This is a genomic window from Occultella aeris (assembly GCF_902703175.1).
GTDB classification, from domain to species: Bacteria; Actinomycetota; Actinomycetes; order Actinomycetales; family Beutenbergiaceae; genus Occultella; species Occultella aeris.
The window spans coordinates 18,042-44,791 of record NZ_CACRYJ010000048.1 but is presented as its reverse complement, the minus strand read 5'-3'; the positions used below and the strand labels follow the sequence as shown (position 1 = coordinate 44,791).

General features: G+C 69.4%; 20 protein-coding genes. 11 read left to right on the top strand and 9 right to left on the bottom strand.

Going from position 1 to position 26,750, the window contains the following annotated elements; genetic code table 11:
* Positions 1-55 precede the first annotated feature (55 nt).
* From malQ to HALOF300_RS16440, 3 genes are read left to right on the top strand one after another with little or no spacing between them, the layout of a single operon-like run.
* Positions 56-2,206, top strand: a complete 2,151-nt coding sequence (gene malQ / locus HALOF300_RS16450; protein WP_156742011.1) for a 4-alpha-glucanotransferase — start codon at positions 56-58, stop codon at positions 2,204-2,206.
* 2 nt (positions 2,207-2,208) lie between these two features.
* Positions 2,209-2,709: a PTS sugar transporter subunit IIA gene (locus HALOF300_RS16445; RefSeq protein WP_156742010.1), complete on the top strand. Its 501-nt coding sequence runs from the start codon at positions 2,209-2,211 to the stop codon at positions 2,707-2,709.
* 4 nt (positions 2,710-2,713) lie between these two features.
* Positions 2,714-3,784: an SDR family oxidoreductase gene (locus HALOF300_RS16440; RefSeq protein ID WP_156742009.1), complete on the top strand. Its 1,071-nt coding sequence runs from the start codon at positions 2,714-2,716 to the stop codon at positions 3,782-3,784.
* 125 nt (positions 3,785-3,909) lie between these two features.
* Here HALOF300_RS16440 and HALOF300_RS16435 read toward each other — a convergent pair whose 3' ends face one another.
* The 6 genes from HALOF300_RS16435 to HALOF300_RS16410 all read right to left on the bottom strand — a co-directional run bounded on the left by HALOF300_RS16435 (position 3,910) and on the right by HALOF300_RS16410 (position 11,794).
* Positions 3,910-4,164: a hypothetical protein gene (locus HALOF300_RS16435; RefSeq protein ID WP_156742008.1), complete on the bottom strand. Its 255-nt coding sequence runs from the start codon at positions 4,162-4,164 to the stop codon at positions 3,910-3,912.
* Positions 4,165-4,168: 4 nt separating this feature from the next.
* Positions 4,169-5,323, bottom strand: coding sequence for an oligogalacturonate lyase family protein (locus HALOF300_RS16430; protein ID WP_156742007.1), 1,155 nt, complete (start codon positions 5,321-5,323; stop codon positions 4,169-4,171).
* A gap of 63 nt (positions 5,324-5,386) precedes the next feature.
* On the bottom strand, positions 5,387-7,561 hold the full coding sequence (locus tag HALOF300_RS16425; RefSeq protein WP_156742006.1) for an ABC transporter ATP-binding protein: 2,175 nt from the start codon (positions 7,559-7,561) through the stop codon (positions 5,387-5,389).
* Positions 7,562-7,591: 30 nt separating this feature from the next.
* The gene (locus tag HALOF300_RS16420; protein ID WP_156742005.1) at positions 7,592-8,761 is read right to left on the bottom strand and encodes an ABC transporter permease; all 1,170 of its coding nucleotides are present in this window, start codon (positions 8,759-8,761) and stop codon (positions 7,592-7,594) included.
* An 11-nt stretch (positions 8,762-8,772) separates the two neighbouring features.
* Positions 8,773-9,765: an ABC transporter permease gene (locus HALOF300_RS16415; RefSeq protein WP_156742004.1), complete on the bottom strand. Its 993-nt coding sequence runs from the start codon at positions 9,763-9,765 to the stop codon at positions 8,773-8,775.
* Between the two features lie 40 nt (positions 9,766-9,805).
* Positions 9,806-11,794: an ABC transporter substrate-binding protein gene (locus HALOF300_RS16410; RefSeq protein ID WP_156742003.1), complete on the bottom strand. Its 1,989-nt coding sequence runs from the start codon at positions 11,792-11,794 to the stop codon at positions 9,806-9,808.
* A gap of 450 nt (positions 11,795-12,244) precedes the next feature.
* Here HALOF300_RS16410 and HALOF300_RS16405 point away from each other — a divergent pair, with 450 nt between their 5' ends.
* The gene (locus tag HALOF300_RS16405; protein WP_156742002.1) at positions 12,245-15,541 is read left to right on the top strand and encodes a carbohydrate-binding protein; all 3,297 of its coding nucleotides are present in this window, start codon (positions 12,245-12,247) and stop codon (positions 15,539-15,541) included.
* Positions 15,542-16,004: 463 nt separating this feature from the next.
* Positions 16,005-16,337 (top strand): hypothetical protein, encoded by a 333-nt coding sequence (locus HALOF300_RS16400; protein ID WP_156742001.1) that lies wholly within the window; start codon positions 16,005-16,007, stop codon positions 16,335-16,337.
* A 125-nt stretch (positions 16,338-16,462) separates the two neighbouring features.
* Here the strand turns inward: HALOF300_RS16400 and HALOF300_RS16395 are convergent, their stop codons facing one another.
* Positions 16,463-17,413, bottom strand: coding sequence for a phosphotransferase family protein (locus tag HALOF300_RS16395; protein ID WP_231955472.1), 951 nt, complete (start codon positions 17,411-17,413; stop codon positions 16,463-16,465).
* 20 nt (positions 17,414-17,433) lie between these two features.
* Positions 17,434-20,004, bottom strand: coding sequence for an aminopeptidase N (pepN, locus tag HALOF300_RS16390; RefSeq protein ID WP_156742000.1), 2,571 nt, complete (start codon positions 20,002-20,004; stop codon positions 17,434-17,436).
* Positions 20,005-20,272: 268 nt separating this feature from the next.
* Here pepN and HALOF300_RS16385 point away from each other — a divergent pair, with 268 nt between their 5' ends.
* The 5 genes from HALOF300_RS16385 to HALOF300_RS16365 all read left to right on the top strand — a co-directional run bounded on the left by HALOF300_RS16385 (position 20,273) and on the right by HALOF300_RS16365 (position 24,084).
* Complete coding sequence (locus HALOF300_RS16385; RefSeq protein ID WP_269455300.1) at positions 20,273-20,923, top strand: mycothiol-dependent nitroreductase Rv2466c family protein; 651 nt, start codon at positions 20,273-20,275, stop codon at positions 20,921-20,923.
* 135 nt (positions 20,924-21,058) lie between these two features.
* Positions 21,059-21,634, top strand: coding sequence for a hypothetical protein (locus tag HALOF300_RS16380; protein WP_156741998.1), 576 nt, complete (start codon positions 21,059-21,061; stop codon positions 21,632-21,634).
* A gap of 90 nt (positions 21,635-21,724) precedes the next feature.
* Positions 21,725-22,999, top strand: a complete 1,275-nt coding sequence (locus HALOF300_RS16375; protein ID WP_156741997.1) for a glycosyltransferase — start codon at positions 21,725-21,727, stop codon at positions 22,997-22,999.
* A 103-nt stretch (positions 23,000-23,102) separates the two neighbouring features.
* On the top strand, positions 23,103-23,483 hold the full coding sequence (locus tag HALOF300_RS16370) for a DoxX family protein (RefSeq protein WP_156741996.1): 381 nt from the start codon (positions 23,103-23,105) through the stop codon (positions 23,481-23,483).
* A 208-nt stretch (positions 23,484-23,691) separates the two neighbouring features.
* Positions 23,692-24,084 carry a rhodanese-like domain-containing protein gene (locus HALOF300_RS16365; RefSeq protein ID WP_156741995.1) on the top strand — a complete coding sequence of 131 codons (393 nt, stop codon included), beginning with the start codon at positions 23,692-23,694 and terminating at the stop codon, positions 24,082-24,084.
* Positions 24,085-24,174: 90 nt separating this feature from the next.
* Here the strand turns inward: HALOF300_RS16365 and HALOF300_RS16360 are convergent, their stop codons facing one another.
* Positions 24,175-26,181 carry a M13 family metallopeptidase gene (locus tag HALOF300_RS16360; protein WP_156741994.1) on the bottom strand — a complete coding sequence of 669 codons (2,007 nt, stop codon included), beginning with the start codon at positions 26,179-26,181 and terminating at the stop codon, positions 24,175-24,177.
* Between the two features lie 68 nt (positions 26,182-26,249).
* Here HALOF300_RS16360 and HALOF300_RS16355 point away from each other — a divergent pair, with 68 nt between their 5' ends.
* On the top strand, positions 26,250-26,699 hold the full coding sequence (locus HALOF300_RS16355) for a ribose-5-phosphate isomerase (protein WP_156741993.1): 450 nt from the start codon (positions 26,250-26,252) through the stop codon (positions 26,697-26,699).
* Positions 26,700-26,750 lie beyond the last annotated feature (51 nt).

Here is a 26,750-nt window from a genome sequence, read left to right as displayed (position 1 = left end):
GGGCAGGAGTCGTCCCGCCACCATCTCGCACTGACTCAGGAGCCTGGAAGCCCACGTGAACGATCAGGACAAGAGTGACGTCCTCAGTGACAGCCTGCGGGCTCTCGCGGCCGCGCATGGCGTCGCCACCGAGTTCTGGGACTTCCACGGGAACCATCGTGCGGTGAGCGCCGGCACCATCACCGCGGTGCTCGCCGCGATGGACGTGCCTGCCGGCAATCCGCGCGAGGTCGAGCGCTCCCTGGCCGCGTGCGACCTCGCGCCCTGGCGCCGCGTGCTGCCGCCGAGCGTGGTGGTGACGGCGGGCATCGAGTCCCGGGTGCCGGTCCACGTCCCGGACGGCGAGACGGTGCATCTGCGGGTGGACCTTGAGGACGGCGGTTCCCGCGCGCTGGAGCAGGTCGACGACTGGGTCGAGCCGCGGCTCGTGGACGGCCGCTCCATCGGGCGCGCCACGTTCCTGCTGCCGATCGACCTGCCGCTCGGGTGGCACACGCTGGTCGCGACCGTCGGATCCGGCGGCAGCGAGGTTGGTGCCGTCCTCGCGGTCACCCCCGCCGTGCTCGAGGTTCCGCCGCTGCGCGACGATCTCGGTCACCGCGCCTGGGGGCTGATGGCGCAGCTGTACTCGGTCCGCTCGCAGCGGTCGTGGGGAATCGGGGACCTCGCCGACCTCACCGAGCTGACGTCACTGAGCGGCGAGCTGGGCGCCGACTTCCTGCTCATCAACCCGCTGCACGCTGCCGAGCCGAGCACGCCGATGACGCCGTCGCCGTACCTGCCGGCCACCCGCCGGTTCGTCAACCCGATCTACATCCGCCCCGAGGACATCCCCGAGGTGGGCTACCTGCCCACCTCCCAGCGCACCCTGCTGGAGTGGGGCATCGAGGAGATCCAGGACACGAACACCGAACCCGGCCCCCTGGACCGGGACGCCGTCTGGGACGTGAAGAAGCCCGCCCTCGAGACCATCTACACCTCGGGCCGGTCCCGGTCCCGTCAGCGCGCGTTCGAGCGGTTCCGTCGCGATCAGGGCCAAGGACTGGAGGACTTCGCGCTCTGGTGCGCCGTGCAGGAGAAGTACGACGCGTCCAACTGGCCGCTCTCGGTGGAGCAGAGCAGCCCGGCGCGAACTCTCGCGCTGCGCCGGGAACTGGCGCACCGGGTGGACTTCCACTGCTGGCTGCAGTGGATCGCCGACTCCCAGCTGAAGCGCGCGCAGGAGACTGCGCTGGCATCCGGCATGCGGATCGGGGTGATGCATGACCTGGCCGTCGGCGTACACCCGGAGGGGGCCGACGCGTGGTCCCTACGCGAGGTGCTCGCCCGTGGGATCAGCGTCGGGGCGCCGCCGGACATGTACAACCAGCAGGGTCAGGACTGGTCCCAGCCGCCGCTGCGCCCCGACGTGCTCGCCGAGCAGGGTTACGCGCCGGTGCGGGACATGGTGCGGACGGTCCTGCGGCACGCGGGCGCGCTCCGGGTCGACCACATCATCGGACTGTTCCGACTGTGGTGGATCCCGCAGGGCGCCGGCGCGGCCGAGGGCACGTACGTGCGCTACGACCACGAGGCGACGATCGGGGTGCTCGCCCTCGAGGCGCACCGGGCCGGGGCGATCGTCATCGGTGAGGACCTCGGCACCGTGGAGCCTTGGGTCCGGGACTACCTGAGCGACCGGGGCATCCTCGGCACCTCCGTCCTCTGGTTCGAGCGCGAGAACGACCGACCGCTCCCGCCGGAGCAGTACCGATCCCTCGTGCTGTCGACCGTGACCACCCACGACCTGCCGCCGACCGCCGGATACCTGGCCGAGGAGCACGTGGACCTGCGGGACCGGCTCGGGCTGCTGACCGAACCGGTCGCGACCGTGCGCCTGGCCGCCCAGGTCGAACGGGAACGGATGCTCGAGGCCTTACGGCAGCGGTTCCTGCTGCCCGAGGACCCCACCGAACGGCAGATCGTCGAGGCGCTGCACCGGTACGTCGCACAGACGCCGTCGGTGCTGATAGGGGTGGGCCTCGCCGACGCGGTGGGGGAGCGCCGCGCCCAGAACCAGCCCGGCACCGACACCGAGTACCCGAACTGGAAGGTGCCCCTGGCCGACGGCGGGGAGAAGGTCGTGTTGGTCGAGGACCTCGCCGGCAATGCCCGGTTCGCCTCACTGGTGGCCGCGCTGACGCAGGAACTGCGCGAGCAGGCCTAGCGATGGCAGCGACGGACGCGAACCAGCCGGCCACGCCCGCCGTCGGTGCCGTCACGGTCCTGGCGCCGCTGCCGGGTCGCTCGGTCGCGCTGGCCGAGGTGCCCGATCCGGTGTTCGCCGATGCGATCGTTGGCCCCGGGGTCGCGATCGACCCGCACCGTGAGGGGGAGGTCGAGGTGATCGCCCCGATCGGCGGAACCCTCGTCAAGGTGCACCCCCACGCGTTCGTGGTCGCGGACGGCAACGGTCACGCCGTGCTGGTGCACCTGGGGATCGACACCATCCAGCTCGCCGGCGACTCCTTCACGGTGCACGTCGCCGAGGGCGCGGACCTGGTCGCGGGACAGCTCGTGATCACCTGGTCGCCGCAGGCCGTCGTCGACGGCGGCCGTAGCCCGATCTGCCCGGTGATCGCCCTGGACACCAGGGCCGCGAGTCTCACCGAGCGCGTGGAGCTCGGCGACGTGCTCGACGCCGGGGATCCGCTCTTCGACTGGGCTTGACGCCATGCGGTGCCTGCTCACGGGTTTCCCCGGCTTCATCGGAACCCGGCTCGTCCGGGCGCTGCTCGAGGATGACGACGTCACGGTCGACGCATTGGTCGAGCCACGGATGCTCGACCGAGCCCGGGCCGCGGCACGCGAGTTCGGCGGCCGGGTCCGGGTGCTCGAGGGCGACATCACGGTGGCTCGGCTCGGGCTCGACGAGGCCACCTACGTCGACCTGGCCGCGACCGTGGCGCGGGTCTACCACCTGGCCGCGGTCTACGACCTCGCCGTCTCCGAGGCACTCGCCACCCGGGTCAACGTCGAGGGCACCAGGCACGTCCTCGACCTCTGCCGTGGCAGCGCCCGGCTGGAGCGCCTCCACTACGTCTCCACCTGCTACGTCGGGGGCGAGCGGACCGGTGTGGTCCTCGAGTCCGAGCTGGACGAGGGTCAAGGCTTCAAGAACCACTACGAGGCCACGAAGTTCGCCGCGGAGGCCCTCGTCCGGGCGTCGATGCCTCGGGTGCCGACGACGATCTACCGGCCTGGCATCGTCGTCGGTGACTCACGCACGGGCCAGACGCAGCGGTTCGACGGCCCGTACTTCATCCTGTGGTTCATCCACCGGATGAACCGGTTCGGCCTGACGGTCGGGGCGATGGGCAGCGAGGACGCCACGTTCAACGCCGTGCCGGTCGACTTCGTCGTCGATGCGATCGCGGCGTGCTCGCGCGATCCGGAGACCGTCGGGGCCACTCTGCACCTGGCCGATCGGGACCCGTTGACGACCGCCGAGTTCGTGCGGCTGCTGTCCCGGGAGCTCACCGGCCGGGACCCCCGCGGGCCGGCCGTCCCGGACCCGCTGATGCGCGCGGCGCTGAGGCTGCGCCCGGTCCGGCGCCATCTCGGCGGCACCCCGTACGAGTCCCTGGTGTTCCTGAGCCACCCGGTGCGCTACGACACCACCGAGGCCACCCGGCACCTTGCCCGCAACGGCCTGGTGTGCCCGCCGTTCGCGGGGTACGCGCCGGTCATGGTCGACTTCTTCCGCCGCAATCTCGACGACGAGTCGCTGCGCGCCCCCGTGTGAGGGCGGGGCGCGCAGCGCTGACTCACCGGGCGGCGCGGACCAACGCTGCGACCGTGCGGTGCGTTCGACGATGACGTCCTCGCTGCCGGGGATCCCCTCTTCAACCGGGTCCGAGCCTGCTCGCGTCAGCCCAGCGGAAGGCCCAGGGACGCGATGCCCACGGTCGCGCCGGCGGTCATCGACTCGTTCGCCGCGATCCCGATCGCCGAGCTGCGTGGGCCGTCACGCCAACTCGCTTTCGCCGAAGACGTTCCGGTCGCGGCGCAGTTGACTGCGGTCAGGTACTGGGACAGCACGATCCGACGCTCGAGTTCGGCCGCGCGCATGTCCTCTACGGCGCTCAGGTCGATGGCGGCACCGCGATCGATCGCTCGGGTCATCGGACTACGCCGCGGGCAGGGTCTCGAAGTCCGGAACGTCAACGAGGTAGAGATTCCCGTAGCCTCGGGAATCACTGGTGAACAGGATCTGGTCGCCACCGTCGCTGACCGTGGGATGCACGTGCACCGCCTGAGTGTGGAATGACCCGCGGTGTCGGTGGATCAACCGTGGGCCCTCGAACACGTCCCCGTTGCGGCGCCAGACCATCAGCTGCGGGTTCGTCTTGGTGCCGTCTCCCACGATCGTGTCCAGGTCCCTGCTGTGATAGTGCATCGAGCTCTCGACGAGGGGTGCCTCCCACTGGTTGCTCCCGTCGTACCGGACGGCGCCGTGGAAGGGGTCGCTCTGGTCCAGGCCGGACCAGCCGTGGTAGCCGATGTGTACGCCGTCGCGCAGCCAGTACTCGTGGCCGACTCGCTCACCCTCGGCCGTCGGACGGATCCTCGAGGTGCTCCCGTCGCGCAGGTCGAGCAGCCAGATGCGGTGGTCGACCAGGTGCCACGGGCCCTCGTGGCAGAACGTGAGCAGATGTGGGTGGACCGGCGAGGTGTTCACGTGCCCGATCCAGGACCTGTCCTCGTGGACGATCTCGGCGGTGCCGTCCGCGGTCGAGATCCGCAGGATGCGTGAGAGCGGCCGCGCCTCCCAGTACTCCCGGAAGCCCACGTAGCCGTTGCCCATGTCCATCCGGAACCGGTCCGAGAGGTCCTCGCTGTAGCTGACCATCACGTGCGCGCCGTCCGCCGTCACGTTGGTCGTGCCGCCCTCCCCGAACGTGGTGGGCGTGGTGTGCAGGACCCGCTGTTCCAGTGTGCGTAGGTCGATCGCGACGAGTTCGCGGCCGTGCCAGAAGTAGGCCTCGGCGCGGGTCGGGTTGACGCTGGTGGAGTGGAACAGGTTGGACTCCACGTGCGCCCCGTCGGGCAGGTCGGTCAGCTGCCGGAACTCCTTCGACGCCAGGTCCATCGAATACAGGTTCGTGGCGTTCGCGCGGTCCGAGGCGAACAGCAGGGACCGGCCCTCGTCGTACCAGCCGGGGTTGGTGAAGTAGGTGTGGTGGTGGTGGGCCTTGTGGTCGGTCAACTGCGTGATCGTGACCCCCGTTACAGGGTCGTCGAACTGACGGGCTTCGCTGGGGAAGGTGTCGCCCCTTGCCATGGTGTGCTCCTTGAGTTGCGGATCTGTCGTCGGCTGGGTCGGGCGGAGGGTTCGGACCCCGGCTCACTCGGAGGGGTCGGACCGGGACATGCCGGTCAACTGGAGTTCCTCGGCGAAGTGGCAGGCCGCCCGGTGGTCGGTGCCGAGGAGCCGGAGCTCGGGCACGTCGGAGGCACACTTGCGCTCCTGGACGTGTGGGCATCGGGTATGGAACAGGCACCCCGCCGGCGGGTTCGCCGGGTCCGGCAGGTCGTCGGTGCGGGTCCGCTCGCGCTCGCGGTTGCGGCGCTGCGGGTCGGGCACGGGGATCGAGTCGAGCAGGGTCTCGGTGTAGGGGTGCAGCGGGCGGTCGTAGAGGTCGCTCGTCCGGGCCTGCTCGGCGACCTTGCCCAGGTACATGACAGCGACCCGGTCGCTGACGTGTTCGACGACGGAGAGGTCGTGGGAGATGAAGAGGTAGGTGAGGTTGAACTCCTCGCGGATCTCGTCGAGCAGGTTCAGGATCTGGGCGCGGATCGAGACGTCGAGGGCGGAGACCGGCTCGTCCGCGATGACGAGCCGGGGCTGGGTGATCAGGGCCCGGGCGATGTTCAGGCGTTGCCGCTCGCCACCGGAGAACGCGTGCGGGTACCGGCGCATGTACTCGGGTCGGATCCCGACCCGGCGCAGCATGTCCGCGACCCGGTCTCGGAGCTCGGAACCGCGGGCGAGCTTGTTCACCTGCAGCGGTTCGCCCACGATCTGCTCGACGGTCATTCGTGGGTTCAACGACGAGAACGGGTCCTGGAAGATCGTCCGGATCTGCGTGCGCAGACCCTTCAGTTGCCGGCTGCTCAGCGAGGCGAGGTCGACGGCGTGGCCGGGGTCCCGATGGAACAGGATCTCGCCCGACGTCGGGCCGAGCAGCCCGGCGATGCACCGGCCCAGCGTGGTCTTGCCACAGCCGGACTCGCCGACCAGGCCCAGGGTCTCGCCCTCGCGGATGACCAGATCGACGCCGTCCACGGCATGGACCGTGCCGGTGCTGCGCCGGAACATGCCCCCGCCCAGCGGGTAGTGCTTGGTGAGGCCGCGGACCTCGAGCAGGGTGGCGGCCTCCTCGTCCGGGGTGGGGTTGGTGCGCTCGGTGACCTCCAGCCGTGAGGTGACTGCCACGGTGGGTTCGGGAATCGCAGTGGCATCCTCGTGGCTGTAGAGGTGACAGCGGGCCAGGTGGTCGTTGCCGAACATGCTCGCCGGTGGCACCTCCTGGTCGCAGATCCCGGGCATCGCGGAGCTGCAGCGGGTGCGGAACGTGCATCCGGTCGGCCGGTTTCGCGGGCTGGGCACCATGCCGGCCACCGTGGGCAGTGGTTGACCCTGCCGGTTCGGCCGGCCGTCCGGGATCGACTGCAGCAGCGCGCGGGTGTAGGGGTGCTTCGGCGCACGGAACAGCTCGTCGACCGGTGCCTGCTCCACAGACTTGCCCAGGTACATCACGGTGACCTCGTCGGCGATCTCCGCCACCACGCCCAGGTCGTGGGTGATGAACAGGATCGCCATCCCGAACTCCGCCTGGAGTTCACGGAGCAGATCGAGGATCCGGGCCTGGGTCGTCACGTCGAGTGCGGTCGTCGGCTCGTCGGCGATCAGCAGTGCAGGGTTGCAGGAGAGTGCGATCGCGATCATCACCCGCTGGCACATCCCGCCCGAGAGCTGGAACGGGTAGGAGCCCAGACGGGCCGCGGCGTTCGGGATGCCGACCCGTTCGAGCAGGCCGACGGCCCGCTCGCGCGCCTCGTCCTCGGTCACGTCCTGGTGGAGCCGAATGACCTCCATCAACTGCGCTCCCACGGTGTAGAGCGGAGAGAGCGAGGCCATCGGCTCCTGGAAGACCATCCCGATGTCGCCACCCCGGATCTGGCGCAGCTGCTCGCTCTCGCCGTCCAACTTCGCGAGATCCACCAGGTCCTTGCCGTGCGGCGACCAGAGAATCTCCCCACCCGCGATCCGCCCGGGTGACTCCACGACCTGAAGGATCGAGCGAGCCGTGGCGGACTTCCCGCAGCCGGACTCACCGACCAGGCACATCGTCGTTCCCGGCCGGACCGTCAGGTCCACGCCGTCGACCGCCTTCACGACGCCGTCCGCGGTGTCGAAGTGGGTCTCCAACCCTCGGATCCGAAGCAGCGGCGTCGGCCCGTCGGTCCCGACGCCCGAGCGGTCGGGCGAGAGGGTCGGGGTGATCACGTTGTTCATGGTGCAACCTTCGATTGTCGCGGGGGCAGGTCAGTTGTTGTACGGATCCGCGGCGTCCCTGATGCCGTCGCCGAAGAAGTTCATGGCGAGGACGGTGATGACTACCGGGATGCCGGGCAGCAGGATCCACGGCGCGGTCGAGATGGCACGGACGTTCTGGGCCTGCTCAAGAAGGACCCCCCAACTGACCGTGGGCGCCTGGAGGCCGAGTCCGAGGAAGGAGAGTCCGGTCTCGGCGAGGATGATCGCCGGGATCGAGAGCGAGAGGTTCGCGATGATGTGGCTGGTGAAGGAGGGCAGCATGTGGCGGAACATGACTCGCATCTGGCTGCCCCCGTCGGCGATCGCGGCCAGAACGTACTCCTCGCCGCGCACCGCGAGGAACTTTCCGCGTACCTCCCGGGCCATGCCGACCCAGCCGACCAACGAGATGACGACAGTGAGCCCGAAGTAGCGCTGCAGCGGCGTCCAGGTCGGTGGCACGGCGGCGAAGAGCGCCATCCAGAGGGGGATCGTCGGGATGGACATGATCAGTTCCATCAGGCGCTGGATCAGGTTGTCCACCCGGCCGCCGAGGTACCCGGACACCCCGCCGATCACAATGCCAAGGATCAGCGAGAAGAACACCCCGACCAGGCCGATCGACATCGAGATCGTCGTGCCGTGGATGATCATCGAGAAGAGGTCTCGGCCCGTCGCGTCGGCGCCGAGCAGGAGCATAGGCCCGGTGTCGTAGTCGACGGGGCCGATCAGGTGCCGGTCCCATGGGATGAACCCGAGCAGCTCGTACTCCGGTCCCTGGACAAAGAGGCCGATCGGGATCACGTTCTCGGGATCCGGCGTGAACTGCAGTTCGAGCGTGTCCGGGTCCTGGTCCAGGGTGAGGCCCAGGACGTGCGGCTGGAACGAACCGTCGTGGACGAGGTGGATCGGCTGCGGGGGTGCGTAGGTGTAGTCCGCGTTGTGGGCGCTGGACGAGTACGGGGCCAGGAACGGCGCGAAGATGGCGACCAGGTAGATGAAGATGGTGATGGCACCACACACCTGCGCGACCTTGTGCCGTTTGAAACCGCGCCAGACCAGGCGCCACTGCGAGGCGACGGCGAGGTCCTCGGCACCATCGGTGCGCTGGGCTTCCGGTTCGAGGGCGGTGGCCGGCCCTGCGCCACTGCCCGGGAGAGGAATTCGGGGATCAGTCATGGAGCGGGTCCTTAGTATCGGAATCGGACACGCGGATCGAGCCACGCGAGTGCGAGGTCGGAGATCAGCGTGCCGATCACCACGAGGATGGCGCTGATCAGGAGCACGGATCCGGCGAGGTACATGTCCTGGGCCATCAGGGCGTTCAGCAGCAGCGGCCCGGTCGTGTTCAGGTTCAGCACCTGCGACGTGATCGCGTCGGCCGCTATCAGGCCGGGCAGGATCCACCCGATGGTCGAGAAGAACGGATTGACCGCCGCGCGGACCGGGTACTTGACGGTCATGCGCCGCGAGGGGATCCCACGGGCTCGGGCCGCGGTCACGTACGGCTTGCGGATCTCGTCGAGCAGATTGGCCCGAAGGATCCGGATGTTGCCGGCGGTGCCCGCAGTGCCCCAGATGACCACCGGGATCCACAGGTGGGCCAGGGCATCCCCGAACTTGGCCAGGCTCCAGGGCGCGTCGCGGTACTCCGGTGAGAAGAGCCCGCCGACGCTCTGGCCGAAGTACGTCAGCCCGATCCACATCAGGACGAGCGCGATCAGGAAGTTGGGTACCGCCAGCCCGAGGTAGCCCACGAACGTGAACACGTAGTCACCGGCCGAGTACTGCCGAAGGGCGGAGTAGACGCCGATCGGGAAGCTGATGGCCCAGATGAACAACAGGGTCAGAACGGAGAGCGTGACCGTCAGTGGAAGCCTCTCCTGGACCAGGTCGCTCACCGGGCGCCCGTAACTGAAGGAATCGCCGAAGTCGCCGTGGAAGATGATTCCGCTGATCCACTTCCAGTACTGGATGTACCACGGGTCGTTCAGGCCGTACCGCTCGTTGAGCCGGGCGAGCTCGGCCGCGTCGAGCGGCCGGTCGCCCGCCGCCGCCAGGGATGCCTGCACCGTGGTGAGGTAGTCGCCCGGCGGCAACTGGATGATGATGAACGTGATCAGTGATATCGCCAACACCGTGGGTATGAGCACGAGTATCCGGCGAAGGATGTAGCGCAGCATTTCGGATTCCTAGGGAAACGTCGGTTCAGGCAGGTCGCGGTCAGGCGAAGTACCAGCTGGGCGGGTCGACGTGCCCCGGCGAGAAGTACAGGGGCGACTCCGGGTAGGAGTCGACGACGTTGCGCAGGTGGTTCTTCGCGATCGCGTACCCGTCACCGGGAAGCGCGGTGCCGATGGCGTAGAACTGGTCCTTGGCGATCTCGAGGATGGAGCGGAAGAGGGCGTCGCGTTCCTCCGGGTCGGACTCCAGCTCCATCTGCTTGGCGAGATCCATCTGCTCGCGGACCACCGCGGGTGGCTCCTCGCCGGTCGGGCTGGCGCCGTCGCTCGTGTACCACTCGGCCCAGCGCACCGCGTAGTTGGACTCGCTCCACGAGGGGAACCACCAGCGCAGCTCGTCCTGTTCGGTGCGGAAGCCGCCGTCGCCACCCCAGACGTTCGCGTCATGCTGGTTGGCCGAGGGGGACTTGCGGTCGTAGAACAGGCTCCGCTCAAGCGTGTTGACGGTGGCCTGGATGCCGACCTCCGCCCACGTCTGCACAACGAGGCTCATCGCCTGGATGTGTTGGGTGGTCCCGGCGGTGACGTCCACCTGGAAGCTCAGCCTCTGGCCGTCGGGTCGGAGCCGGAAGCCCTCGCCGTCCGTCTCGGTCAGGCCGGCCCGGTCCAGGTGCTCGGCCGCGAGTTCGAGGTCGAACTCGGTGTACTGCTTGGCGTACTCCTCGTCGTAGAAGTCGGAGTTCGAGTGCGGCGCCGCCTGCCACGGCTCGCCCTGACGCTGGTAGACCGTGTCGATGATGTCTTGCCGGTTGATCGCGTAGGACAGGCCGATCCGGAAGTCCTTGTTCTGGAAGACCGACCGCATCGCCGCGTCCCGGTGGTTCAGGTTGAGGGCGATGATCATCTGGTTCATCGAGGTGGGCTCGACGGTGACGAACCGGAAGTCACCGCTCTCGCGCGCGTCGGCCAGCACCGGGCGGTTCGGGTCGTTGTTGAAGTTCCTGGCGTGGAAGTCGATCTCGCCGTTGACCGCCTTGAGCAGCATGACCTCGTCGTTCTGGACGATCTCGAACTCGAGGAGGTCGATGAACGGGAGCTGGGCGCCCTGGTCGTCGGTCTTCCAGTAGTAGGGGTTGCGCTCAGCGACCACGACGGTGCCCTCGTTCAGCGGGCTGGTGATGCTCCATGCCGCGAGGGTGGGAAGGTCCGGGTTGTCGTAGTAATTCTTGCGGTCGGACCAGTAGTCCATCCAGTCGCTGAAGCCGGCGGCCACGGCGATGTTGTTGGCCTCCGGGTTGAGGTCCGGGATGAAGTCCTGCAGGTAGTGCTTCGGCCAGCCGAGGAGGTTCTTCGGCTGTTCGCCACGGCTGGCGGTGACCAGGAAGTCGGCGCGCGTCCCGGTGTAGGTCAGCTTGACGGTGAAGTCGTCGACCCGCTCCGCTGTGCACGGCTGGTCGTCCGCGGTCAGGAACTCCGGGATGGTCGGGTAGAGGGTGTTGTTGAAGAAGACGTCTTGGATTGCGAACATGACGTCGTCCGCGGTAACCGGCTCGCCATCGGACCAGCGCAGGCCTTGCCGCAGATGCAGGACGAACTCGGTCGCGTCCTCGTTGACGTCCACTGACTTCAGCGTGCCGGGTGTGCCGAACTCGTCGAGCTGCGGCGTGGCGCGCACGGTGGGTTCGTAGTGGATCATGCGGTCCAGCCACCCGCGGTCTTGATCGAGGATCACGCCGGCGAACTCACCGCCGTACGTGCCGTACTCCGTCGTGGGAACGACGAGCCGGTCCTCCGCGATGGGCATCCGCTCATCCATCGGCGGCAACTCGCCCGCCTCGACTCGCTCGGTCAGCAGAGGGGACTCCAGCGGCCGGTCGGCGGGCGGGGTGGCGTTTTGCGACTCGGTCTCGCCGCCCTCGTCCGGGCTGCACCCGGTGAGCGACAACGTGGCGAACCCGATGATTCCGCCGCTGCCTACGATGAGTTGTCGGCGACTGATGATGGCCGGGTTGGTCGGCGATGTGGGCACGGAATGTCCTCCTTGACGGGCGTGCATGGCACAGGTCGACACACGTGCGAGGGCACGTGGATATATCACGATGAGCCGGCGATTGATTCGTTTCAATACCAGCGCAGCCGAACCCACTTCCACAAGTCCTTGTGATGGGAACCGGTTGCTCCTACCCAAACACGTGCCGCGCTTTGGCGTCAAGACATCCCGGCGCTTGCGACCGCGAGAGAGCGCTTTCAGCCGCGTGATTCCAACGAAAATCTTGGGTTTGAACCGGCTGTGATCCGTCCAAGGGCCCTGGTATACCGGTTTCTGAGAAATCGCTGTCCAGGCGTTGACAGCCGAATTGAGTCATCGCTAGTGTCCGCCGGGAAGCGAATTCCATGCCCGTTCTGTCGGCATCATCGCTGACACGGGGGAGAGGTATGACGAGGTACCGTGAATCTTCGCAATAATCAACATGCCCATGTGCCCGGGGCATGGTCCCGGGCGGCTCTTTGTCTGACACTGCTTCTGTCGGTCCTCGCGCTCACGGCGCCACCGGCGCGGGCGGACTACGCCGAGCTTCCCGCGTTCCCGGGCGCCGAGGGCTTCGGCTACGCCGCCGCAGGCGGCCGAGGCGGCGAGGTCTATCACGTGACCAGCCACGAGCTGACCGGCCCCGGCACGTTCCATGACGCCCTGACCACCGCCGGTGCGACGCCGCGTACGGTCGTCTTCGATATCTCGGGCGACCTGGAGATCCCGCAGATCGTGCTGCGGGACAAGGCGTACATCACCATCGCCGGTCAGACCGCTCCGGGAGACGGCGTGACCGTGTGGGGCGGGAACATCCGATTCATCGACAGTCACGACATCGTGATCCGGTATCTACGCTTTCGGCTGGGCGCCGGCGCGGGCGTCCAGGACGACACGATGTACTTCGAGGACTGCCAACGGGTGATGATCGACCATTCGTCGTTCTCCTGGGGCACCGACGAGGTCCTCTCGATCAAGAGCAAGGACTACGACAACCCGGAGTCGATGGAGATCACGGTGCAGTGGTCCATCATCTCCGAGGGGCTCCTGACGCACTCCATGGGCGGTCTCATCGAGATGAACACGATCTCCATGCACCACAACCTGTACGCCCACAACAACGACCGGAACCCGAAGACGAAGGGGCAGATCGACTTCGTCAACAATGTCATCTACAACTGGGGTTCCGACCCGTACGTGGCCGGCGGCGAGTCGGGGACGCTGGGCTTCGGCAACGTGGTCGGAAACTACTTCATCGCCGGCGTGAACTCCGCCTCACCGGAGGATGCGGTGACCCGCGGGAACGAGAACTACAGCGTCTTCCTCCAGAACAACCGGATCGACAGTGACACCGACGGCATCCTGGACGGGGTCGATGCCGGCGCCGGCATACTCGAGCCGGAGCGCCCGAGCGTGGTGGTCGACCAGCGGTTCGAGTACCCCCCGGTGCATACGCAGGGGCCGGACCAGGCCTATGAGTACGTCCTGGCCCATGCTGGTGCCTCGTTGGTGCGTGATGCCGTGGACACCCGGGTGATACGCGACGTGCGCAACCAGACCGGAGCGATCATCGGCGACGAGAACGACGTCGGCGGCTACCCGGTCCTCGCCGGCGGCGACGTCCCGACCGACACGGATCGGGACGGCATGCCGGACGCGTGGGAGCGGGGCAACGGGCTCGACCCGACCGATGCCGCGGACCGCAACGGTGACACCGATGGCGACGGCTACACGAACCTCGAGGAGTACCTGAACGAGCTTGCCGCGCCGGGATTCCCGGCCGACTACCCGATGACTCTGCTGCCCTGGACTGCCGATCCGTTCGAGCCGCCCGTGGCACCAGAGCCCGAGCCCGAGATCCGGCCGGTCCTCGACGGGGAACTGCTCCGCAGCGTCGTGATCAACGACACGACCAGCAACGGGCAGGCGAACGCCGCCTTCTGGTCGGTGCAGGAGGACCTCCGGCTCGGCGACTTCGTGGCCGGCGACCGGATGACCGGCAGCAACGCCTACACGTTCGAGGCTGTCCCAGACGAACTGCTCGGCCTGGAGTGGATCCGCTCGGCGGTGGGCAGCCGCGGCGCGACGAACGACGACGTGGTCTCGTTCTACCTCACCGCGGACACCGACGTGTACGTCGCCCACGACACCCGCATCTCCACGAAGCCGGAGTGGTTGACGTCGGCCTTCGAGGAGACCGGGCTGATCATCACCGACTCGCAGCCGGTTGACTGGGAGGTCTATCGGCAGACCCTCCCGGCCGGCTCCCACGTGGTGATGGGGCCGAACAACGGTGGCTCGAGCATGAACTACTTCGTCCTCGTGGCGCCGACAGCCGACGGCGTCCAGGCGCCGGGCGAGGCTCCCGCGCGCCTCGCGGCCACCGTGTCCGTCGAGGGAGGCGCGGCGCTGACCTGGGACCCCGTCCCCGAGGCGAGTTCCTACCTCGTCTACCGCTCGTCGTCGCTCGACCCGAACTGGCGGGTGATCGGCGCGGCCTCGACGACCGCGTTCGGTGACGAGGCGATGGAGTTCGGGATCGGGTACCAGTACGCCGTGTCGGCCGTGAACGCCGGCGGCGAGTCGGTCCACTCGACCCCGGTCGACGTGGTCGCCTACGATCCCGCCGTGCCCATCCCCGCGGTGCCGGCGGCACCCGAGCCGGTGGCACACAGTTACTCGGTCGAGTTGACCTGGGCCGAGGTCGAGGGGGTGCTGGGCTACACGGTGTATCGCGCCGCGACCGACGGCGACTTCGCGGCGCTGGGCTCCGTGGGTGCCTCGGCGTTCGTGGACGAGGCGGTCGAGCCGGGAACCACGTACCGGTACGCCGTGTCGGCGACGTCCTCGGGCGGGGTCTCTGACCGTTCGGCGGCCGCCACGGTGACAACCGGCCCGGTGCTGGAGCCGGCGGGCACGCCCGAGGGCCTCGCGGCTGGCACCGTGACCGCCACGGCGTTCGCCCTGACCTGGGCGCCGGCACCGAACGCCGATTCGTACCACGTGTACCGCGTGGCCGACGGCGACAGCACCTTCGAGCGCATCGGCACGACCACGTCGCCGGCGTACAGCGACGATGCGCTCAGTGCGTCCGCGACCGGCTACAGCTACGCCGTGTCCGCGAGCAACGAACTGGGCGAGTCCGACCGGAGCGCACAGATCCGCGTCGAGATGCCTCTCGCGCAACGGCTCGACGACCTGACAGTGACCCGGGTGGGCGACACGTTCGTCGGGCTGACCTGGACCTCGCACGGCGGCGCGAGCCAGCATGTGATCTATCGCTCCAGCGAGGGTGCGGATCTCGTCGAGGTGGGCACCGCGAAGGTCGACACCTTCTACGACCGCACGGCCGAGCCGGACACCGAGTACACCTACGTTGTCCGGGCGCTGAACGCCGCCGGAGAGTCGGAACCCTCCGTACCCGTGACGGTGGTGACCTGGCCGCACCAATGGGACCCGGACACCGCCTACACCGGCCACGAGCGGGTCACGCACGCGGGCAGCGTGTACGAGGCCCAGTGGTGGACGCAGGGCAGGCAGCCCGGGGATCCGACCGGGCCTTGGGCCGAGGTTGGCGAGGAGATCGCCATCGGTGACCAGGTGGGGACCCGGTGGACGCCTTCCTGGATCTACACCGGCGACGAACTGGTGGTGTACCAGGGTCAGCTCTACCGGGCGCAGTGGTGGAACCGGAACCAGGAACCGGGCGCGGCGAACGGACCCTGGCGATCGGTTCCCATCGGGTAAGCCCGCGCGAGCAGCTTGAGCCCCGAAGGCAGCCACCACCGATCAGGACCCGGTGTGCCGCCGGCGGTGCCGGTCCTCGCGCCGCTGCCCGGCCGGGCCCTCGCGCTTGCCGAGGTCCCGACCGGGTGTTCTCCGAGGCGATCGTCGGTCCCGGGGTGGCGATCGATCCCCACCGCGAGCGAGGTCGAGGTGATCGCCCCGATCGGCGGGATCCTCCTGTGCACCCGAATGCGTTCGTGGTGTCGGACGCGCCGTGCTGGTGACCTGGGCATCGACACGGTCAACTGGGCGGGGACGGCTTCACCGTGCACGTCGCCGAATGCGCCGGTGTGGCCGCCGGGCAGCTCGTCACCACGTCGTCGCCGCAGGCCGTCGGCGACGGCGGACGCAGCCCGGTCTGCCCCGGTGATCACCTTGGACACCGGGTCCGCGGCCCTCAGCGTCCACACGGTCGGCGGGCGAGGTGCACCTGGCCGATCCGGACCCGTTGACGACCGCCGAGTTCGTGCGGCTGCTGTCCCGGGAGCTCACCGGCCGGGACCCCCGCGGGCCGGCCGTCCCGGACCCGTTGATGCGCGCGGCGCTGAGGCTGCGCCCGGTCCGGCGCCGTCTCGGCGGCACCGGGTCCGAGTCCCTGGTGTTCCTGAGCCACCCGGTGCGCTACGACACCACCGAGGCCACCCGGCACCTTGCCCGCAACGGCCTGGTGTGCCCGCCGTTCGCGGGGTACGCGCCGGTCATGGTCGACTTCTTCCGCCGCAACCTCGGGAACGACGAACTGCGGGCGCCGGTCTGAGGGCGGCATGAGGACAGTTGTTCGCTCGCCGAGGCCGGTCCCGCGGGGCCTGTACCGGTCTGACTCGGTGAGTCGAGGGACTCCGCCAGCGTCGCCCGGTTCATCCGCACCGGCGCGGGTCACGCTCACCCGAGCAGCGCCTCGAGCTCCGGAAGTCGGCCGAACATGTCGGGCAGGCCGCGCAGGCCGTCGCGCACGACCTCATGCGACAGCGCGAGGTCTGGGCCGGTGCTCGCCTCGACGTCGGCCAGGCAACGGAGGATGTTCCACCTCGTGTGTCCCAGCCAGCCGGCGATCGTGAACAGGAACCAGCTCGGACCGGACGGCGGCAACGCGCCGCCCCCTGCGACATAGCCGTCGAGGACCGAACGGAAGATGGTGGGCTCGATGTCGTCGAAGCCAGGTCCCTTCGAGAGGCCCAGCGCGGTCGAGCCCAGCTCACCCGCCAGATCCAGCATTCCCGAGAGCTCCCAGTCGAGCACCACCGGCCGGCCGCCTCGAGAAAGCAGGTTCCACGGCTGGATGTCCCGATGGGTCAGTACGACCGGGCCCGGCCGTTCGCAGGTGTCGACGAAGTGGGCGACGGCGAGGAACGTCCCGACCTGTGAGGCGAGTTCGCCGGCCCACGGTTGCCCGGTCGCGGCCGCCCGCTCGGCGAGCTGTGGCCAGTCTCGTGGGGTCGGGTCCTCGACCGGCCGATCGGTCCACTCGATGCCGAGCGCGTGGATGCGGGCGAGAATCTCACCGATCTCGAACGCGGACGACGCCGAGGCCGGTGCTTCGGGCACCCTCTCTCCGTCGACCCACCGATGGATGAGCACCTGGTCGCTTGCCGAGATCGGCTCCGGCATCGGGATGCCGGCGGCGAAGGCAGCCTGTTCGAACCTGAACACATCGCCGGCCCGGTAGGCCCGGCGGCGGTCGAGCAGGTTGAGCTCCTTCACCGCGAAGGACCCTTGGTCGGTGTCCAGCCGATACATCCGGTTGGCGAACCCGCCATGCACGCGGGTCATCGGCCCGATCGGCGTGCCGAGATGCGAGAGATCCATGCCGCGCAGGTAGGACGAACCGGTCATCGGTGGACCTGGGACCCGCCTCAGCGAGCGGCGCGGTCGACCGCCTGGGCCGCCAGGGCGCGGCGCACCGCGTCCCGGGACTCCACCACGAGGCGGCGCAACGAGGGGGTGCGCTCGCCCAGTCGGGCGAGGAACTCATCGGTACGGGCGAGCACGTCGACGCCGGTGGAGGTGTCGATGTCCGCCAGCTGCGCCGGGTAGAGCCCGACCACGATGTTCTGCGCGATCTCGTTCGTGCGCTCGGTCCAGACCCTCTCGAGGCTGTCGAAGTAGCGGTCGCAGAACGGGGCCACCAGGGCCCGGTCGCGGGCCCGACCGAAGCCCTCGATGACCGCCGCCTGCACGGCGTTCGGCAACTCGTCGCCGTCGACGACCGCGGCCCACGCGGCCTCCTTGGCCTGCGCCGTCGGGATCGCCGCCCGGGCCGCCGCCGCGGCCCGCTGGCCGGCCGCGGTCGAGTCCCGCTCGAGCTCGGCCGCGATCTCGGCCTCGCTCGCGGCGCCGCCGGCAGTGAGCCCGTTCAGGAGGCTCCAGCGCAGGTCGGTATCGATGGCCAGCCCGGCCAGGGCGACGTCGCCGGCGAGCAGACCGCCCAGGGTCTCGATCTGGGCGTCGGTGGTGGCGCGTGCGGCGAACGCCTTGACGAACTGCAGCTGCGAGTCGGACCCTGCCTCGGCCGCCGCGGCGAGCGCCCAGAGTGCGTCCGCGGCGCCTGCTGCTACCCGCTCACGCGCGGCCGGGTCGGTGTAGTACTCGATGCTCGTGGCGAGCTGGCGAAGCAGCACCAGCACCACGGTCGAATCCGTCTCGGCGCCGATGTTCGCCGTGACCAGATCGATGAACCGGCTCGCCGGCCACTCGCCGTCCCGCGTCATGTCCCAGGCGGCCGCCAGCACCAGGCTGCGCGGCAGCGAGTCGGTGAAGTCGCGCAGGTGCTCGACGGCGGTGGCCAGGGAGGCCTCGTCGAGGCGCACCTTGGCATAGGCGAGGTCGTCGTCGTTGACCAGGACCAGCTGCGGTCGGTCGATGCCAACGAATCCTGGCACCGGCGTCGCCGCGCCGTCGATGTCGAGCTCGACGCGATGAGTGCGCACCAGGGCACCGGTGGCGTCGACGTCGTAGCCGCCGACGGCGATCCGGTGCGGCCGCAGCACCGGGTTCGTCTCCGGCGCCTCCTGGGTGATCACGAACGAGGTGATCCGGCCCTGGGAGTCCACCTCGAGCTCGGGCCGCAGCAGCGTCACGCCGGCCTCCTCGAGCCACAGCTTCGACCAGGCGGTCAGGTCCCGGCCGCTGGTGGCCTCGAGCTCGGTGAGCAGGTCCTTCAACTCGGTGTTGGACCGGGCGTGCTTGCGGAAGTACTCCCGGACCCCGGCCAGGAAGTCGTCCTGGCCGACCCACGCCACGAGCTGCTTCAGCACCGAGGCACCCTTGGCGTAGGTGATGCCGTCGAAGTTCACCTCGACGTCCTCGAGGTCGTTGATCTCCGCGACGATCGGGTGCGTGGAAGGCAGCTGGTCCTGCCGGTACGCCCACGACTTCTCCAGCGAGGAGAACGTCGTCCATGCCTGCGTCCACCGGGTCGCCTCGGCAGTGGCGAGCGTCGAGGCGTACTCGGCGAAGGACTCGTTCAGCCACAGGTCGTTCCACCACCGCATGGTCACCAGGTCGCCGAACCACATGTGGGCCAGCTCGTGCAGGATCGTCACGGCGCGCCGCTCGACGGTCGCCTCGGGCACCTTGGAGCGGAACACGTACGTCTCCACGAACGTGACCGCGCCGGCGTTCTCCATCGCACCGGCGTTGAACTCGGGCACGAACAGCTGGTCGTACTTCTCGAACGGGTACGGGACCTCGAACGCGTTCTCGTAGAACGTGAATCCGGCCCGGGTGATGTCCATGATGTTCTCGGCGTCCAGGTGCTGTGCCAGGGAGGCGCGGCAGAGGACACCGAGCGGGATGGTGCGGCCGTCGCTCGAGGTTAGTTCGCCGTCGACCCGGTGGTAGGGGCCCGCCACCAGGGCGGTGACGTAGCACGGCAGCACTCCGGTCGGGGCGAACACCCACGTGGCGCTCGCGCCGTCACCCGTGGCGGTGGGGGTCGGCGAGTTGGAGACCACCTGCCAGCCCGACGGCGCAGTCACCGTGAACTGGAACGTCGCCTTCAGGTCGGGCTGCTCGAACACGGCGAACATGCGCCGGGTGTCGGCGACCTCGAACTGTGAGTACAGGTAGACCTCGTCGTCGACGGGGTCGACGAACCGGTGCAGGCCCTCGCCGGTGTTCATATAGGCGCCGTCGGCGACGACGCGCAGCTCGTTCTCGGCGGCCAGGCCGGTCAGGGTGATCCGGGAGTCGGCGAACACCTCCACCGGGTCCAGCGCAACTCCGTTGAGCACGACCTCGCGCACCACGGGCGCGATGAGGTCGATGAACGTGGACGCGCCCGCGGTGGCGGTGAAGCGGACCGTGGTCGCGGAGCCGAACACCTCGGCACCGCGGGTGAGGTCGATCTCGACCTCGTAGCTGGACACGCTCAGCAGCGCGGCGCGCTCCTGGGCCTCGACGCGGGTGAGGTTCTCTCCGGGCACGGACGTGACTCCTTGATCGACGAGCTGGTGGTATCGACGGTGATGGTGGGCCGGGTGGGCCGTGGTGCGATCCTGCCACTTCCGCCGGCCCGGCCGGAAACCGATTAGTGGGGCCGGGTGCACCGCGTCGGCGCCGGGCCGATCGTGACCGGTGTGCCGACGACCACTGAGCGAGACGGCACCTCACCCCGGAATGCCACGGCAGGGGCCGGTGTTGCCGCCAACGCTGAGAGCGAGTACCCCGCTGAACCCCGTCCGAAGGAGAACCGTGAGCACCGCAACCGAGACAGCCGCCAGCACGACCCGTGAGACCGCCAAGGACGTCGCCGACTTCTGGTTCGACCCGGCCTGCCCCTGGGCCTGGATGACCTCACGCTGGATCAGCGAGGTGGAGAAGGTCCGCGACATCACGGTGCGCTGGCACATCATGAGCCTGTCCGTGCTGAACGAGGACCGCGATCTCGACCCCGGCTACCGCGAGCTGCTCGACAAGTCCTGGGGACCGGTCCGCGTGATCAACGCCGCGCGCGAGCTGCACGGCGAGGAGGTCGTCAAGCCGCTCTACGACGCGATCGGGACCCGGTTCCACCCGGGCGGGCGTGGCAAGGACCGCCACAACGTGCTGGTCGAGGCACTCGCCGAGGTCGGCCTGCCCGCGGACCTGATCCGGTTCGAGGACTCCGACGAGTTCGACGAGTCGTTGCGGGCCTCCCACGCCGAGGGGATCTCCCTGGTGGGTGAGGACGTCGGCACGCCGGTCGTCGCGTTCAACGGCACCGCGTTCTTCGGTCCGGTGATCACCCCAGCGCCCAAGGGCGAGGAGGCCGGCCGGCTCTGGGACGGCGTGGTCACGGTGGCCTCCTACCCGGGCTTCTACGAGATCAAGCGCACCCGCAAGCAGGGCCCGATCTTCGACTGACGCCGATGAGCTCGCCGGCGTCCCCGGCCCTCGCCGAAGGGCCGGGGATCGCGAGCACCCGCGCGGACCGCGTACCGTATGGGAGTTCCCAGGGCCGCGATGGCGGTACCGGTGCCGGTTCTGGAGGAGGAAGTGATGGCGAAACAACGTGCGCTCGGCGGCTGGGCGATCGCGCTCATCGTCATCGACGTCATCCTCATCGGGATCCTCGTCGTGATGCTGGTCACCCACCCGCGTGGTGACTCGGGAACGGACGGTGGCACCGACGGCTCGTCGACCGGTGCAACCGACGGTGAGTCCGGGGCAACGGGCGACACCGAACCCACCACGCAGGCACCCGCCGTCACCGTGCCGGAGGATGCACTGGACGTCGCCGCGTTCTCGTCGCCGAGCCGCAACATCTGGTGCCAGATCGAGGACGACAACGCCACCTGCATGATCGGTGACATCACCTTCACACCTCCGGCCGTCGAGGACTGCGACCCGGCGATCGCCGGCCACTACTGGCGGGTCACCGCCGAGAGCGCGGACCCGATCTGCGGCGCCGAGGCGCCCACCGAGGCGCCGTCCGACCTGCCGGACCTCGCCTACGGCGCCAGCACCGTCGTCGGCGACTTCCTCTGCACGAGCGAGACCGACGGCGTCACGTGCGTGGCGATCAGCACCGGGCACGGCGTGACGATCGCCCGGGGCGGCTCCAGCCAGTACTGAGGTTCGGCCAGTACTGAGGTTCGGCCAGTACTGAGGTCGTCGGTAGGGTCGTGGCGGTCCGGTCAAGCCCGCACCCGACAGGAGACTCCCGTGCCGCTCGCCTATCTGTTCGCCCTCGTCGACGGGGGCGGCACAGTTCCGCCCGAACTCGGCGTCGCGCGGCGGCTGATCGGGCGTGGCCATCGGGTGCGGGTGCTCGGAGAGGACTCCATGGCCGCCGACGTGGCGGCCACCGGGGCCACGTTCGTGCCCTGGCGGCACGCGCCGAACCGGCCCGACCGTAGCGTCGCGCACACCGCCTACCGGGACTGGGAGACCAGCGATCCCCTCGCCCTCGCCCGTGGCATGGCCGACCACATGATCGCCGGCCCCGCGTCCGGCCAGGCCCGCGACGTGGCGGCCGCCATCGAGGCGGATCGGCCGGACCTCGTGCTCGCGTCCTTCACCGCCCTCGGGGCGATGATCGGCGCCGAGGCCGAGGGGGTGCCGTTCGACGTGCTGCTGCCGAACGTCTACACGATGCCGGCGCCGGGGATGCCACCGATGGGGCTCGGCCTGCGGCCCGCCACCGGTCGCCCGGGACTGCTGCGCGACAGGGCCGTGAACGCGATGAGCACCCGGCTGCTCGGACGCTACGGCCTGGACCGGGTCAACGCGGCGCGCGCCGCGCACGGACTCGCCCCGGTAGCCACGATCTGGGACCAGGTCCACCGCGCCCGCCGCGAACTGGTCATGACCAGCCCGGAGTTCGACTTCCCGGCCACCGTCCCGGCCAACGTCCGATACGTCGGTCCGGTGCTCGACGACCCACCGTGGGCCGGCGGGGACCGGACCCCGCCACCCGGCGAAGAGCCCCTCGTCCTGGTCGCGATGTCCTCGACGTTCCAGGATCAGACCGGGTGCCTGCAACGCGTCACCGATGCCCTCGGGACGCTGTCGGTGCGCGGCCTGGTGACCACCGGACCGGCACTCGACCCAGCGCTGATCCACGCCTCCCCGAACGTGCGCGTTGTGGCCGCCGCACCGCACGCCCAGGTGTTCCCGGTGGCGGCCGCCGTCGTGACCCACGGCGGCCACGGGACCGTGATCAAGGCACTGGCCGCCGGGTTGCCCACCGTGGTGCTCCCGCACGGGCGTGACCAGGCGGACAACGCGGTGCGGATCACGGCCCGCGGCGCAGGGATCACGATCTCGCGGGACTCCTCGACGCCGGTGATCGCCCGTGCGATCAACCGGGTGCTCTCCGACCCGGCCTTCGCCAGGGCGGCGCGGACCCTGGGCGCGGCCGTCGCAGCCGATGCCGCCGGCGATGCGCTGATCCGTGAGCTCGAGAACCTCGAGGATGCAACACGCGCCGAGAGTTGAGCGGCACCGGATCACCTCCGGGTGTCAGGTCTGAGCCGCGCAGTCGGTCAGAGGTGTTCACGGGCCGCACCGGCCCGTCCTGACCGAGACGAGGTGGAGAACCATGAACGTCGCCCTCTGGATCGTCGCCGGACTGCTCGCCCTGTTGTTCCTGTTCGCCGGCGCCAACAAGGTGCTGATCCCATACGAAACGCTGTCCAAGGCTCCGCTGTCTGAGTGGGTCAGCCACGTGAGCCCGGGCCTGGTCAAGGTCATCGGCGTCGTCGAGATCCTCGGCGCCCTCGGTCTGATCCTTCCCGCCGTGACCGGTATCGCCCCGGCCCTGGTGCCGGTCGCGGCGCTCGGGCTGGCCACCGTCATGGCGGGCGCCGCCCTTCTGCACGTCCGGCTGCGCGACCCGAAACACCTGACGTTGAACCTGGTCTACCTCGCCCTTGCCCTGTTCGTCGCCATCGGCGCCCTCGCCACCGGACACCCGACCTGAGGCGCTGATGCCGCACGGCTCGGCCGACGCTCGTCTCAACCTGTGAGATGTGCCGCCCGACGGTCGTCACGGACGGCTCGACCTGTTTGGCTGTCACCCATGGTGAACGGAGTGCGGACCCGCGTCATGCGGGCATGTCTGATGTGTTGCTGCGCCTGAGCGCGCCCCCAACACATCCGACCACCCTTGAACACCCTGGAGCCAGCACATGGCCATCACCACCGGCACTACCTGGGACATCGTCCTCAACGCCGTCCCGACCCGCACCACCGTCGAGCAGGCCGTGAGCGCCCGCGCCGCCTATCAGGACGCGCTCCACTCGCGCGCCGTGGTGGTCGACCTGCGCCCGGCGGATGACCGGGCCGGATCCGGAGCGATCCACCCGGATCTCGGCGCCGTCACGATCGAGCCGCGGGAACTGCCCACCTGGCTCGTGCACAGCGGGCGCGGCACGGACGCGATCCTGCTCACCCAGGACGGCACCCTGGCGGCCGAGCTCGCGGCCGGGCTCGACGCCGTCGGGATCGCCCGGACCAGCTACGTGACCGGTGGCTTCACTGCCTGGCGAACCGCCGGGCTCCCGGTGATCACCGCCGGCTGAGCCGGCGGCTACGGCGCGCCGGCGACGGCGCACCGCAGCGGCCCCGGGCCCGTGGGGGGACCCGGGGCCGCTCCTCGGCCTACCAGATGCTCACCAGATCCGGACGCGCTCGGACTCCTCGAGCCACATCCCGTCTCCGGGGCGCACCCCGAACGTCGTGTGGAACTCGTCGATGTTGCGCACCACCGCGTTGCAGCGGACCTCGTCGGGGGAGTGCGGGTCGATCGACAGCAGCCGGATCATCTCCTCGTCGCGGGCCTTCAGACGCCAGCCGCGCGCCCACGAGAAGAACAGCCGCTCCAGGTCGCTCTCCCCGTCGATGACCTCACCCTCGGTCCGGCCCTGCCGCTCGAGGGCGATCCGGTAGGCCTTGATGGCGATGCCGAGGCCGCCGATGTCTCCGATGTTCTCCCCGATGGTCAGGGCGCCGTTGACATGGTGCGAGCCGTTGAGCTGCGCGGGGGAGATGGCGCCGTACTGGTCGATGAGGACCTTGGTGCGCTTCTCGAACTCCTCGCGGTCGCTCGCCTCCCACCAGTCGTGCAGACGACCCTCGCCGTCGTAGCGGCTGCCCTGGTCGTCGAAGCCGTGCCCGATCTCGTGGCCGATGACCGCACCGATGGCACCGTAGTTGGTCGCGGCGTCGGCGTCGGCATCGAAGAACGGCGGCTGCAGGATGGCCGCCGGGAACACGATCTCGTTCATCGCGGGGTTGTAGTAGGCGTTCACCATCTGCGGCGGCATGAACCACTCGTCCCGGTCGATCGGCTTGCCGATCTTGCCGAGCTCGTAGTCCGTCTCGAACGCGCTCGCGGCCCGGACGTTGCCGATCAGGTCCGTCTCGTCCACGACGAGGTCGGAGTAGTCCCGCCACTTCGCCGGGTAGCCGATCTTGGGCGTGAAGGCGTCCAGTTTGGCCAGCGCCCGCTCGCGCGTGGCCGGGCTCATCCAGTCCAGGTCCGTGATCGAACGCCGGTACGCCTCGATGAGGTCCGCCACCAGGGTGTCCATGGCGTCCTTGTGGGACGGCGGGAAATGGCGGGAGACGTAGATCTTGCCGATCGCCTCACCGAGCACCCCCTCGACCAGGGAGACGCCCCGCTTCCACCGCTCGCGGACCTCCTGGGCGCCGGTGAGGGTCCGTCCGTAGAAGTCGAAGTTCTCCTCGACGAACGCCTCCGGCAGGTACGCCGCCCGGGACCGGATCACCCGCCAGGTCAGCCACAGCCGCCACAGGTCGACGTCCTCGGTGGCCCAGGCCTGCGCGAACGCCGCCAGGTAGGAGGGCTGGCGCACGATCAGGTTCGTCATCGCCCCCTCCGGGGCGCCGAGGGCGCCGGCCCAGAGAGCCCAGTCGAAGCCGGGTGCCTGCTCGGCGAGGGCGGCCAGGGTGCTCGGGTTGTGCGTGGCGTGGGCGTCCCTGCTGCGTACGTTGTCCCAGTGGCCGGCCGCGAGCTTCGTCTCCAGTGCCATGATGCGCTCGGCGGCACCGTGAGCCTCCGCCTCGGTGACCACGCCGGCCAGGGCCAGCATCGCGGCGACGTGCGCCACGTAGGCCGTGCGCACCTGCGCGTGGGCGTCATCGCGGTAGTAGGCCTCGTCGGGCAGACCGAGCCCGGACTGGGTGAGGTAGACGACGTAGCGGGTCGGGTCGTCGGCGTCGTTCTCGACGAACAGCCCGACGCCGCCGCCCACCCCGGTGCGCTGCAGCGTACCCAGGGCACGGGTGAGTTGTTCGCGGGTGTGCGCCGCGGTCACCGGCTCGAGGTCCGGCGCCAACGGGTTCGTGCCCAGCGCCTCGATCCGCTCGCCTCCCATGAAGGAGGAGAAGACGGCGGCTATCTTCGCGGCTTCGTCGGCGGCTGGGTCGTCGGCGGGAACGCTCGCGGCCTCGGTGATGATCGTGCGGACATCCTGCTCGGCCTGGTCGTGGAGCAGGTGGAAGGTGCCGTCCCGCCCGCGGTCCGCGGGAATGGTGTGGGAGGCGAGCCAGGAACCGTTCACGTGTCGGTAGAGGTCGTCCTGGGGACGGACGCCGGTGTCCATGGCTGCGCGGTTGGCCTCGTGGGACGTGGCGTCGGCTATTGAGATCGTCATGGACCGAATCTAGTTCACGGCGCCGACGCCTCGCACGGGCGGGTGGGCAGTGCGGCATGATGACCTCCATGCGCATCCACATCGCCGCCGACCACGCCGGTTTCGAGCTCAAGTCCGCACTGATCGCCCACCTCGCCGGGGCCGGTCACGATGTGGTGGACCACGGCGCCGAGGACTACGACGCCCTCGACGACTACCCGTCGTTCTGCTTCGCGGCCGGTGCGGCCGTCGTGGCCGAGCCCGGCACGTTGGGCATTGTCATCGGCGGCAGCGGCAACGGCGAGCAGATCGCCGCGAACAAGGTCACCGGGGTGCGCGCCGCGCTCGCCTGGAGCACCGAGACCGCGAAGCTCGGCCGCCAGCACAACGACGCGAACGTCGTCGCCGTCGGGGCCCGGCAGCACAGCGAGGCCGAGTCGATCGCGATCGTCGAGGCGTTCCTCGCCGAACCGTTCTCGAACGACGAGCGGCACCAACGCCGCATCGACCAGCTCGCCGCCTACGAGGCCGCGCGCTGACGCCCGGCCCGAGTCGATGGGCTCGCGCGCTGACCGGTGGGGCGCACTCCT